The following is an 11,352-nucleotide window of genomic DNA, read 5'->3' on the forward strand; positions in this document are numbered from 1 at the left end:
CGCGCGGCGGGCGGTTGTTGAGGGGCCGCTGAGCGCTGAGGAGCTGGACCGGAACGCCGACGGGCTGCGGGAGTTGTTCGACGAGAGCGTCGCCTCCGCCGAGCGGCAGCTCTTCGACCTGCGTACGGCCGCGGCCGACGACGCGCGGATCCTCGGCGCGCTCGGCGACGGCGGGCTGCTGCCGCCGAGCCCCGATGTGCTGGCGGCGGTGGAGTATCTGGGCGAGCACGGCATCCCCGCGCTGCCCGGGTGGCGGTATCTGGCGCAGGCGGTGGACCCCGTCGACCACGCCGCGGTGCTGGCAGCACGGCCGGAGCTGGTCGACGGGGTGGTCATCACCGATCCCGACACGCATGTGCGGGCGCGCGAGGTGCTTGGCACGGCGTCGCTGCTGCCGCGTTCCGCCGTGGCCGTCGGGACGGCGGCCGCGCTGCTCGCGCCGACGCCGCCGCCCGGGGCGCAGGACAGCGGCGTGTTCCTGGTGCCGCCGAACCCGGCGATGCACGACGAGCGGGCCGCCGACGACGAGCGGCGGGAGCTGCGGGCGCGGGCCACCGCGCGGGACGAGGAGATCCGGGCGCTCGCGGCCCGGCTGGCGGGGGACCGGGCGCTGGCGGCGCGGCTGTCGGCGTGGCGTACGGGCTGCCCGCCCGGGCGGCTTGCGGAGCTGGCCGAGGCGGCCGAGCGGGCGCGCGAGGTGGCCGAGGAGGCGCAGCGGGAGCTGGCGGAGGCCCGTACGGCGCGGGTGGAGGCGGACGAGGCGGCCGGGGAGGCGGCCCGGGTGCGCGATGAGCGGCAGGAGGCGGCGCAGCGGGCCCGCCGGGTGGCCGACGCGCTGGCGGGGCTCGCGTTTCGGCTGCGGGAGCGCGCCGCCTGGCAGACCAGGCTGCGCGAACTGGCGGACGAGGCCGCGGAGTACGAGGAGCGGGCCGCGGCGTGCGTGGACCGGGCGCGCGCGGCGGACGAGGACCGGCGCGCCGCCCAGCGCGCGGCCGACGACGCACACCGCACCGCCCGCGCGCTGCGCGCCGAGCGCGCCGAGATCGCGGGCGCGCCCGACGACGTGGCGGACGGCGCGCCGCCCACCGCCTCGCTGCCCGCGCTCCGCGAGGCGTACCGCGCGGCCTCGCAGGTGTACGAGAAGGTCGGCGTCGGCGCCGATCTGCGCGCCGAACAGGCCCGCGCGGAGAGCGACGAGAGCGCCGCGCTGGCCACCCTTGACCGGCTCACCAACAAGGTCCGCACCCGCGCCGCCCAGCTTCTGGAGAGCACGGACGGCGCGGACGGTCCGTCCCGCCAGGCGGCCGCGGCCCGCGCCGAGTCGCTGGTGCACATGATGGAGACGCGCGCGTCGGCGGCGAGCGAGCAGCTGGGCCGGTTGCGCGGCGAGGCGGAGCGGCTGGCGCCTGCGGACGGCGAGGCGCACACCGAGCTGCCGGAGGGGATGGTCCCGCAGGACGCCGAGCAGGCCAAGGAGCTGCTGCGCTCGGCGAACGCCGAACTCAGCACCCGTACGGACGCGCTGGAGACCGCCCGCACCACCCACAGCGAACTGCTGCGCGCCCACCGCGCCGCCGAGGACGCGGCGGGCGGCTTCGAGGAGACCGCCGCGCTGCTGCGGGACCTGCTCCGCGACCACCAGGACGCGGACGGCGAGCAGCAGCCCGAGGCGTACGCCGGGAGCCTCGCGGAGGCCCGGCAGGCGGCCGCCGAGACCCGCCGCTCGCTGCGCGGCTGCGCGGGCGACCTGTCGGCGGCCGAGGCCGCCGTCCGGGAGGCGAGCGATGTGCTCGTACGGCATGCCAACGCGAACCGTTACGAGCAGGTGCGCACCCCCGCGCGGCAGCAGATCCGCGAGCTGCCCGCGTCCGCCCTGCCGGAGCACGCCGCGGCCTGGGCCGAGGCGTTCGCGCCCCGGCTGCGGGTGCTGACCGACGAGCTGGCCCAGTTGGAGCGCAACCGGGGCAGCATCGTGGACCGGCTGCGCGGCCTGGTCGAGTCGTCGCTGGCGACGCTGCGCTCGGCCCAGCGGCTCTCCCGGCTGCCCGAAGGGCTCGGGGAGTGGTCGGGGCAGGAGTTCCTGCGGATCCGCTTCGAGGACCCGGACCAGGCGACGCTCGCCGAGCGGCTTGGCGAGGTCATCGACGAGGCGACCCGTTCCGCCGTGCGGAAGAACTCCGACCTGCGCCGCGACGGCATGTCGCTGCTGCTGCGCGGGGTGCACGCGGCGCTTCAGCCGCGCGGTGTGGCCGTGGAAATCCTCAAGCCGGACGCGGTGCTGCGGGCCGAGCGGGTGCCGGTCAGGCAGATGGGCGATGTCTTCTCCGGCGGCCAGCTGCTGACCGCCGCCATCGCCCTGTACTGCACGATGGCGGCGCTGCGCAGCAACGACCGGGGCCGGGACCGGCACCGCCACGCGGGCACGCTGTTCCTCGACAACCCCATCGGGCGCGCCAACGCGACGTATCTGCTGGAGCTTCAGCGGGCGGTGTCGGATGCGCTGGGCGTCCAGCTGCTCTACACCACGGGCCTGTTCGACACGACGGCGCTCGCCGAGTTCCCGCTGGTCATCCGGTTGCGCAATGACGCGGATCTGCGCGCGGGGCTGAAGTACATCAGCGTCGAGGAGCATCTGCGGCCGGGGCTGCCCGAGCGGGACCTGGAGGACGGCCAGGTGCACGGGCAGATCACGGCGACCCGCATGTACCGCCGCCCGGACGCCCCGGATCCGGCGGAGGCCCCGGCCGGATAGCCAAGGCCGCGGGGCTCAACCGGCCACCCACGCCTCACGCCGCTGCCCGCCGCCCCTCACGCCGCCGCCCCCCGCGCCGGCCCGCGCTCCGCGGCCCGCGGGGGCGCGCCGACCGGCCCCGCCTTGCGGGCCCGGCGGCGCTGCCGGCGCAGCTGCCGCGCGGTGCTGCTGGGCCGGGACACCACCCCGTAACGCTGGTTCCACACCTGCCGCGTCACCCAGACGTCCAGCACGCCCCAGGTGGCCAGAACCGTGCTGCCCACCGTGGTCAGCACCGAGGGGAAGGCCAGCCACGAGCCCGCCAGCGCGCTCAGCACCGCGATCATCGCCTGCACCAGGGTCACCGCGACGATGATGACCGCGCGCACCGCCGCCGTACGGACCGGATCGGGGAGCCGGCGCCTTCGGGCCGGCTCCTCTGTCCACAGCGGCCGAACCGCGCGCTGCGGGATGTCGCGATCCTTGTCCATGGCGTCCATGAAGCCCCTACACCTTTCAGCGGCTGCCCAAGTCCGGCGGTTTCAGAAAGCGGGACATGGGTCGTATTCCCCCTTAGTGTGCCCCCTCAGTGCACGAATAACAGCGGCGGGAGGTTCCCTCGGAGAGGGGAAATCCAGCCAAGCGTTGACTCATTCCAGCCTGCTGGGGCCGACAAAAGAGGGTTGGGCGCCGGGGGGTAAGTCAGCCCATCACCGGACAACTCGTGATGGTGGCCGGGTGACCGGTCCCGGCATCAAGCGGACATGCCTTCGAGTTGTCGAACGGGCAGTAGTAGGCTCGCGCCGCTTGTTGTCGGAACTCGAACACCGCCCCCGTACAACGGGGTTGACGTTGGGGAGGCCATGCGCTTTCGCGGGAAATCGATCCGCCGGAAGATCGTGGCGCTGTTGCTGGTGCCACTTGTCTCGCTGACGGCAATCTGGGCCTTCGCTACAGTGATCACCACTCGTGAGGCGATTCGGCTCCTGGACGCCTCCGACATCATCGACAAGGCCGGTCAGCCGGCCGAGGAGGCCGTTCACGCCATTCAGAAGGAGCGCCGGCAGACCCTCGTCCTCCTGGCCGATCCGCGCCAGGCCGACGCACTTCCCGTGCTCCACGCGCTGCAGCGCAAGACCGACGAGGTCATCGGCGTCCTGAGGGACGCGGCCGCGGACGGCGATGTGCGCGAAATGATGAACTCCGATTCGGAGGATCAGCTCGCCGCCATTCTCAAGGCGGCCGAGGGCCTGGACGGCCTGCGCCGCAAGGCGGAGGACCGCGGCACCGGCCGCGCGGCGGCATATGAGTATTACAACAAACTCGTCGACCTCTGCTACACCTTCCGCAGCTCCCTGCACGCCGTGCCCGACACGGACCTGGACAAGCAGGGCCGTGCGCTGGTCGCCATGATCCGTGCCCGCGAGGCGCTGTCCCGCGAGGACGCGCTGTACGTCTCCGCGCTGACGGCGCGCAAGATGCTCCCGGAGGATCTGCACGCGATCTCCGACCTCATCGCCGAGCGCAATCTGCTGTACGAGACCAGCCTGCCGATCCTGCCCGCCTCCGAGCAGAAGATCTTCTCGGACTACCGGCGCAACAACGCCGCGCCCGCCGCGCTGCGCCTGGCCGAGGGCAAGCTCATGGCTTCCACCAAGCCGTCCGACGCGCTCCGTGTCCTGGACCGGAAGCACTGGGAGGCCGCCGCCCAGCCGATGCTCAACGACTACGACCGGCTGGGCAAGGAGGCCACCGACCGCCTCCAGAAGCGCATCGACCCGGTGGCCGACGACGTCATGCTCAGGGCCGGTGCCGCCGGAATCCTCGGTCTGCTGGCCCTGCTCGTGTCGATCTTCGTGTCGTTCAGGATCGGCCGCAGTCTGATCCGCGACCTGTCCCGGCTGCGCAAGGACGCCCAGGACGCCTCCGGCGTGCGGCTGCCGAACGTGATGCGCCGCCTGGGCGCCGGCGAGCAGATCGACGTGGAGACCGAGGCGCCCCGCCGCGAGTTCGGCCAGGACGAGATGGGCCAGGTCGGTCTGGCCCTCAACACCCTGCAGCGCGCCGCCGTCGAGGCGGCCGTCAAACAGGCCGAGCTGCGCCAGGGCGTCTCCGACGTCTTCGTCAACCTGGCCCGCCGCAGCCAGGTGCTGCTGCACCGCCAGCTGACCCTGCTGGACTCGATGGAGCGGCGCACCGATGACACCGATGAGCTCGCCGACCTGTTCCGCCTGGACCATATGACCACCCGTATGCGGCGGCACGCCGAGGGCCTGGTCATCCTCTCCGGCGCGGCCCCCTCCCGGCAGTGGCGCAAGCCGATCCAGCTGATGGACGTGGTCCGCGCCGCGGTCGCCGAGGTCGAGGACTACGAGCGGATCGAGGTCCGGCGCATGCCGCGGCTCGCGGTCCACGGCCCCGCGGTCGGCGACCTCACCCACCTCATCGCCGAGCTCCTGGAGAACGCCACCGTCTTCTCGCCGCCGCACACCGCAGTCCAGGTGCACGGCGAGCGGGTCGCCAAGGGGTTCACGCTGGAGATCCACGACCGGGGCCTGGGCATGACGTCCGACGCGCTGCTGGAGGCGAACCAGCGGCTCGCCGAGACCCCGGAGTTCGAGCTGTCCGACACCGACCGGCTCGGCCTGTTCGTGGTCAGCCGGCTCGCCCAGCGGCAGGGCGTACGGGTCTCGCTGCAGCCCTCCCCGTACGGCGGCACCACCGCGATCGTGCTCATCCCCTCGGCCCTGCTCACCGACAGCGGTGAGGGTGGCCAGGAGGCCGACGACAGCTACGAGAGCGGTGCGTACGAGAGCGGCCGGGACCGCGGGCGCGGCGTCTCCGACGTCAGGATGGGTCCGGACAGCAGGCTGCAGGCCGTCGAGGAGCCGCCGGTCTCCTTCTCCGACCGGGCGGGCCGCAAGGTGTCGGTGGTCGACGGGCCGGTCGAACTCGAGCCGTCCGTCGCGCCGCTCGCACAGGCCGGTGCCGAGGACGCCGTCGAGGACGACGACGAAGTGGGCGCGATCTTCCGCGCCCGCGGGCTGTCGCAGACGCCGTCCGCGGCCGCCAGGCCCACCGGGCCCGTGCCGCATCAGCGGATGCCCGAGGCGCAGCACCAGCAGGCGCGGGACGGCGCGCCGGGCGGCCGGGACCAGGGCCCCGCGCCGCTGCCCCGCCGCGTCCCGCCGGTGCTGGTGTCCGACAACGGCCGCCCGGTACGGGGCGCCCCGGGCAGTGGCCGGCACGCCCGTCCGGAGCAGGGCGGCGGCCAGCCGCCCCGGAACGGCGGACAGTCACCCCGTCCGCAGAGCAGTGCGCAGCAGCCGTCCTGGGCCCAGAGGGAGGGCCGTTCCGACGGCCCGGGCCCGGCCGACGGCCCGGGTGGATCCGCGTCCTGGAACGCGGGCCGAGCCCCGGCCCCCGAGCAGCAGGCGCAGGCGGCCTGGAACGGGGAGCGCACCAGACCGGAGCGCTCGGCGCCGGCCCAGCGGTCGGCGTCCGGTCTGCCCAAGCGGGTGCGGCAGGCCAGCTTGGCACCCCAGTTGAAGAACGACCCCGCTCCGCAGACCGAGGCGGACCGATACCCTGCCGAGACCGACCCCGAGCGCGACGCCGAACAGGCGCGGGCCACCATGGCCTCGCTCCAACGGGGATGGCAGCGTGGCCGGCGCCAGACGGCCACTGGGAACGGCGGGTCGGACACAGCACCTGGAACAACACATGAGGGGGACGGTCGATGACCGCACCGCACGCAGCACGGAACGCCTCGCCGAGAGGTTCTGGCGAGCTGAACTGGCTGCTCGACGAACTGGTCGGGCGCGTCGGCAGCATCCGCAAGGCGCTGGTGCTGTCGGGCGACGGCCTGCCCACCGGCGGATCCCGTGACCTGTCCCGCGAGGACGGCGAGCACCTGGCGGCCGTGGCCTCGGGCTTCCACTCCCTCGCCAAGGGAGTCGGCCGCCACTTCGACGTCGGGCGGGTTCGCCAGACCATCGTCGAGCTCGACGACGCCTTCCTGTTCGTCACCGCGGCCGGCGACGGCAGCTGCCTGGCGGTGCTCGCCGACGCCGACTCGGACGTCGGACAGGTGGCGTACGAAATGACGTTGCTGGTCAAGCGGGTGGGCGTGCATCTGGGCAGCGCGCCTCGAGCCGGCGGGTGACGGGGGAGAGGGGAGATGTCCGCAGACGGTGAAGGCGACGCCCGCTGGTTCGACGACGCGGCGGGACCGGTGGTCCGTCCCTACGCGATGACACGGGGTCGCACCCGCAGCGCCGCCGAGGGAAAGCTCGACCTCATCGCGGTGGTTGTCGCCGACAGCGTCAACCACATGCCCGTCGCCGACCAGACGTTGTCCCCGGAGCACATCGACATCGTCGAGCTGAGCCGGGACTCCCCTCAGTCCGTCGCCGAACTGGCAGCCGAACTCGACCTGCCGGTCGGCGTCGTCCGGGTGCTCATCGGAGACCTGTTGCACGCGGCACTCATCCGAGTGTCCCGGCCCGTACCTCCGGCGGAACTGCCGGACGAGAGGATTCTGCGCGAGGTGATCAATGGTCTACGGGCACTCTGACATGGGCCGCTCTCATGTTGTTGACCCCATCACGCTGAAGATTCTGGTGGCGGGCGGGTTCGGCGCGGGCAAGACGACTCTGGTGGGCGCGGTGAGCGAGATCAAACCGCTGCGCACCGAGGAACTGCTCAGCGAGGCGGGCCGGCCGGTCGACGACATCGCGGGGGTGGAGGCCAAGACGACCACCACCGTGGCCATGGACTTCGGGCGCATCACGCTCCGCGAGGACCTGGTGCTCTATCTGTTCGGCACCCCGGGACAGGACCGCTTCTGGTTCCTGTGGGACGAGTTGGCGACGGGCGCGCTGGGTGCCGTCGTCCTCGCCGACACCCGGCGGCTGGAGGACTGCTTCGCCGCGGTCGACTACTTCGAGCGGCGCGGCATCGCCTTCACGGTCGCGGTCAACTGCTTCCAGGGCGCCAACCGCTACCCGGAGGACGCGGTGCGCGACGCGCTCGACCTCGACCCGGGCACACCGGTCATCCTGTGCGACGCCCGGGAGCGGGAATCCGTCAAAAGCGTGCTCATCTCGGTCGTCGAGCACGCGATGATGGCCTCCGCGGCCAGGCGCTAGCGTCTGTCGTCAAAGCCGCCGCCAGGCCGCGTCGGCGATACGGCCCGTACCCCGCCGTCCGGGGTGCGGGCCGTGGTGTGTCTCGGGTCTTCTCCGGCCGGGCAGGTCGCCCGCCGGGTATCTGGAAGGAGGGGCTGTGGAGCCGGAACTGGGGCTGGAGCTGGCGGCCGAGGAGCTGACCGCGGTGCTGAACCGGCTGCGCCGGGCCCAGGGGCAGATCGCCGGGGTGGTCAGGATGATCGAGGAAGGCCGGGACTGTGAAGAGGTGATCACCCAGCTGGCGGCCGCGTCCAGGGCGCTGGACCGGGCGGGGTTCGCGATCATCGCCAACGGTCTGCAGCACTGCCTCGCCGAGGAGAACGGCGCCCGGCCGCAGACCCAGGAGCGCACACGGGCGCGGCTGGAGAAGCTGTTCCTGTCACTGGCCTGACACGCGCCGACGCCCGTCGGCCCGCTCAGCGGACCGCGATCACCGACGACCCGTGCCCGAACAGCCCCTGATTCGCGGTGATTCCGGCCCGCGCCCCGGCCACCTGCCGCTCCCCGGCCAGGCCCCGCAGCTGCCAGGTCAGCTCGCACACCTGGGCGATGGCCTGCGCCGGGACCGCCTCACCGAAGGACGCGAGGCCACCGCTCGGGTTGACCGGGAGCCGCCCGCCGAGCGTGGTGGCGCCCTCGCACAGCAGCTTCGCGCCCTCCCCGGCCCCGCACAGCCCCAGGTCCTCGTACCACTCCAGCTCCAGCGAGGTGGACAGGTCGTACACCTCCGCCAGCGACAGGTCCTCGGGCCCCAGCCCCGCCTCCTCGTACGCCGCCCGCGCGATGGCGGCGCGGAAGGTGTCGGGCTCCGGGTCCAGGGAGGCCGCCGCCGAGTCGGTCGCGATGTCCGGGAGGTCCAGCGCGGTGCGCGGATAGCGCGGGGTGACGGTGGAGACCGCGCGGATCCGCACCGGCCGCGGGACGCCCTGCCGCCGGGCGAAGTCCATGCTGCTCAGCACGAGCGCCGCCGCCCCGTCGGAGGTCGCGCAGATGTCCAGCAGCCGCAGCGGGTCGGCGACGACCGGGGAGGCGGCGACGTCCTCGGCGGTGACGGCCGTGCGGTAGCGGGCGTAGGGGTTGGCGGCTCCCGCGGCCGCGTTCTTCACCTTGACCCGCGCGAATTGCTCGGGCGTGTCGCCGTATACGGCCATCCGGCGGCGCGCCCACAGCGCGAAGTACGCAGGGTTGGTCGCGCCCAGCAGCCGGAAGCGCAGCCAGTCGGGGTCGTCGGGCCGGTCACCGCCGACGGGGGCGAAGAACCCCTTGGGCGCGGCGTCCGCACCGATGACGAGCACGGTGTCCGCCAGCCCGGCCAGGATCTGGGTGCGGGCGGTGTTGATGGCCTGCGCACCGGAGGCGCAGGCGGCGTACACGCTGGTCACGCGCGCCCCCTGCCAGCCGAGCGCCCGCGCGAAGGTCGCGCCCGCCACCTGTCCGGGGTAGCCGGACCGTACGGTGTTCGCGCCGACCACGGACCCGATGGCCGGCCAGTCCAGACCGGCGTCGGCCAGCGCGGCGCGCGCGGCCACCATGCCGTATTCGACGAAGCCGCGGCCCCATTTGCCCCACGGGTGCATCCCCGCGCCCAGCACCGCCACGTCGCGGCCGTCGCCGGTCATGACCGCTCCTCACTGCCGGAGGTGACGGGCCGCCAGTTCCAGGTGGTCCAGATGTGCTCGGCGTCCTCGCTCAGCACCCCGGGGACCGCCTCCACCTCCATCCCCACGGCCAGGTCGGCCAGGGTCACCCCGGGCGCGCCCTGCCCGAGCACCACCATCCGCTCGGCCGCCAGCTCCACGGCGATCAGCGTGTACGGCTGCCACTCGGCGTCCGGGTCGCTGACGTACGGCGCGGGCGGCCGGTAGCGCCCGTCGGTGTACGACCAGACGCGACCGCGGCGGGACAGCGGCGCCTCGTCCAGTTCGGTGGACGCGCAGTCGGGGCTGCGGCAGAAGGAGTCCTCGCGCGGGAAGAACACCGAGCCGCAGACCCGGCACCGCGTCCCCAGCAGCCGGAACTCCTCGCCCTCGGTGGTGAACCACCCGGGGACCAGCGGGGTACGGGTGCGCGGCACAACGCCTCCCAGACTGCGGAATCGATTAGCTGACGGTACGTCAGAAGTGTGGCACAGCGGCCTCGGGGCACGTAACCCCGGTACGCAGGACGCCTCCCGGCGCGGCTGGACCGCGTCGACGACCGTGCGGATGACGAAAGTTTTGCTGGTGCGGTCGAGTCTGGTCTTGTGCTGGTGGGTCAGGCCGCGGGCGCCGATGCTTCCCCAAGCTCTTCGAGCAGGGGATACCCCATACCAGGCGGCGTGGTCCCTGCCGGTGCTGTACCCGCACGCATCGTTGGGGCACGATGCCCAGGCCCAGCCCGCCGCGCGTTGGTCGGGGGCCTTGTGGTGACGGAACGCGGTCAGACACCGGTCTACGTCGCGCAGCGGCTCTCCGCCGGCCCGGTGGGCGGACGGCTGTGAGCCGTGCCGCCCACCGGGCGCGCCCGCGGGCTCAGTTTCCGCGCAGCGACTTGTGCGAGACGGGGAAGTCGAAGTAGGTGTCCGGGAACAGCTCCGGCTTGTAGGTGTAGTGCCACCACTCCTCGGCCAGATTCACAAAGCCCAGACCCTCCAGCGTGTCCTTCAGCAGCAGCCGGTTCGCCCGCTGCGCACCCTGGATCCGTGGGTCCAGGGTGTGCGAGAGGGTGTCGAAGCAGTCGTAACCGGTGCCCATGTCCACCGAGTTGTCCGGGAACCGCTCGTCCTTCGGCGCGTAGCATGGCACCAGCTTCTCGCCCGGCTCGTACGGACGGGTCGGCACGGCGGGCAGCTTCACGATGGTCAGGTCCATGGTGCTGCCCCGGCTGTGCCCCGACTTCTCCGCTATGTAGCCGTCCTCGAACAGCCGCGTCTTGTCGACGTCCGGGTAGAACTCCCCCTTCATCGCCTGGTCGTCGAGGTCCTTGGCCCACTCGACGAAATCGTTGACCGCGCGCTGCGGCCGGTAGCAGTCGTACACCTTGAGCGTGTAGCCCTGCCGCAACAGGGAGCGCTGCGCCTGGTGCAGCGCCTTGGCGGCCGGGCGGGTCAGGATGCACAGCGGCTCGCGGTAGCCGTCCACGCGGTGGCCGGTGAAGTTGTGCGGGGTGTAGTAGCGGATCTCTTGAAGGATCGTCGGGTCCACGTCGTTCAGCGCCACGAACTCCTTCGGGGCCTTGGACTCGGCCCGCGCCTGCGCGGGGGCGGGCGAGGCGGAGACGGCCAGGAGGGCGGCGAAGGGCAGGGCGAGCGCGCGCAGCGCGGCAGTGAATCTCGGCATGGCCCCCTCAGATATCAGGGCGGCGGGGTCCCGAACAAGCCCCGGCCGATCCGGATCAAGCCCCGCCAAGCCTTGCACAAGCCCCGGCCGGTCCGGATCAAGCCCCGCCAAGCCT

General features: G+C 73.0%; 10 protein-coding genes. 6 read left to right on the plus strand and 4 right to left on the minus strand.

What is annotated here, in order from left to right; all coding sequences use genetic code 11:
• On the plus strand, positions 1-2,752 hold a 2,752-nt coding region (locus tag CCN51_RS37825; protein ID WP_483883461.1), incomplete at its 5' end, for a coiled-coil domain-containing protein.
• 56 nt (positions 2,753-2,808) lie between these two features.
• Here the strand turns inward: CCN51_RS37825 and CCN51_RS37830 are convergent.
• Positions 2,809-3,231: a hypothetical protein gene (locus tag CCN51_RS37830; RefSeq protein WP_086860618.1), complete on the minus strand. Its 423-nt coding sequence runs from the start codon at positions 3,229-3,231 to the stop codon at positions 2,809-2,811.
• 363 nt (positions 3,232-3,594) lie between these two features.
• Between CCN51_RS37830 and CCN51_RS37835 the strand changes: the two genes are divergently transcribed.
• The 5 genes from CCN51_RS37835 (at position 3,595) to CCN51_RS37855 (ending at position 8,311) form a co-directional block, all read left to right on the plus strand.
• On the plus strand, positions 3,595-6,474 hold the full coding sequence (locus tag CCN51_RS37835; protein WP_014174598.1) for a sensor histidine kinase: 2,880 nt from the start codon (positions 3,595-3,597) through the stop codon (positions 6,472-6,474).
• Positions 6,471-6,896 (plus strand): roadblock/LC7 domain-containing protein, encoded by a 426-nt coding sequence (locus CCN51_RS37840; protein ID WP_014174597.1) that lies wholly within the window; start codon positions 6,471-6,473, stop codon positions 6,894-6,896. The genes CCN51_RS37835 and CCN51_RS37840 overlap by 4 nt, the downstream gene beginning before the upstream one ends.
• 15 nt (positions 6,897-6,911) lie before the next feature.
• Positions 6,912-7,307 carry a DUF742 domain-containing protein gene (locus CCN51_RS37845; RefSeq protein WP_014174596.1) on the plus strand — a complete coding sequence of 132 codons (396 nt, stop codon included), beginning with the start codon at positions 6,912-6,914 and terminating at the stop codon, positions 7,305-7,307.
• Positions 7,288-7,881, plus strand: coding sequence for a GTP-binding protein (locus tag CCN51_RS37850; protein ID WP_014174595.1), 594 nt, complete (start codon positions 7,288-7,290; stop codon positions 7,879-7,881). Before CCN51_RS37845 ends, CCN51_RS37850 begins: the two co-directional genes overlap by 20 nt.
• A 148-nt stretch (positions 7,882-8,029) precedes the next feature.
• Positions 8,030-8,311 (plus strand): metal-sensitive transcriptional regulator, encoded by a 282-nt coding sequence (locus CCN51_RS37855; protein WP_043489401.1) that lies wholly within the window; start codon positions 8,030-8,032, stop codon positions 8,309-8,311.
• Positions 8,312-8,336: 25 nt separating this feature from the next.
• Here CCN51_RS37855 and CCN51_RS37860 read toward each other — a convergent pair whose 3' ends face one another.
• From CCN51_RS37860 to CCN51_RS37870, 3 genes are all read right to left on the minus strand, one after another.
• Complete coding sequence (locus CCN51_RS37860; RefSeq protein WP_014174593.1) at positions 8,337-9,539, minus strand: lipid-transfer protein; 1,203 nt, start codon at positions 9,537-9,539, stop codon at positions 8,337-8,339.
• Positions 9,536-9,994: a Zn-ribbon domain-containing OB-fold protein gene (locus CCN51_RS37865; protein WP_014174592.1), complete on the minus strand. Its 459-nt coding sequence runs from the start codon at positions 9,992-9,994 to the stop codon at positions 9,536-9,538. Before CCN51_RS37865 ends, CCN51_RS37860 begins: the two co-directional genes overlap by 4 nt.
• Positions 9,995-10,430: 436 nt before the next feature.
• Positions 10,431-11,237, minus strand: a complete 807-nt coding sequence (locus CCN51_RS37870) for a M15 family metallopeptidase (RefSeq protein WP_014174591.1) — start codon at positions 11,235-11,237, stop codon at positions 10,431-10,433.
• Positions 11,238-11,352: the final 115 nt, after the last annotated feature.

The sequence above is a fragment of the Streptomyces milbemycinicus genome, from assembly GCF_002154605.1.
Lineage (GTDB): Bacteria > Actinomycetota > Actinomycetes > Streptomycetales > Streptomycetaceae > Streptomyces > Streptomyces milbemycinicus.

What these genes read in the sequence shown, in the direction of transcription:
- CCN51_RS37830 (WP_086860618.1), bottom strand. Translation starts at nt 3,231, where the DNA reads ATGGACGCCATGGACAAGGATCGCGACATCCCGCAGCGCGCGGTTCGG.
- CCN51_RS37835 (WP_014174598.1), top strand. Translation starts at nt 3,595, where the DNA reads ATGCGCTTTCGCGGGAAATCGATCCGCCGGAAGATCGTGGCGCTGTTG.
- CCN51_RS37840 (WP_014174597.1), top strand. Translation starts at nt 6,471, where the DNA reads ATGACCGCACCGCACGCAGCACGGAACGCCTCGCCGAGAGGTTCTGGC.
- CCN51_RS37845 (WP_014174596.1), top strand. Translation starts at nt 6,912, where the DNA reads ATGTCCGCAGACGGTGAAGGCGACGCCCGCTGGTTCGACGACGCGGCG.
- CCN51_RS37850 (WP_014174595.1), top strand. Translation starts at nt 7,288, where the DNA reads ATGGTCTACGGGCACTCTGACATGGGCCGCTCTCATGTTGTTGACCCC.
- CCN51_RS37860 (WP_014174593.1), bottom strand. Translation starts at nt 9,539, where the DNA reads ATGACCGGCGACGGCCGCGACGTGGCGGTGCTGGGCGCGGGGATGCAC.
- CCN51_RS37870 (WP_014174591.1), bottom strand. Translation starts at nt 11,237, where the DNA reads ATGCCGAGATTCACTGCCGCGCTGCGCGCGCTCGCCCTGCCCTTCGCC.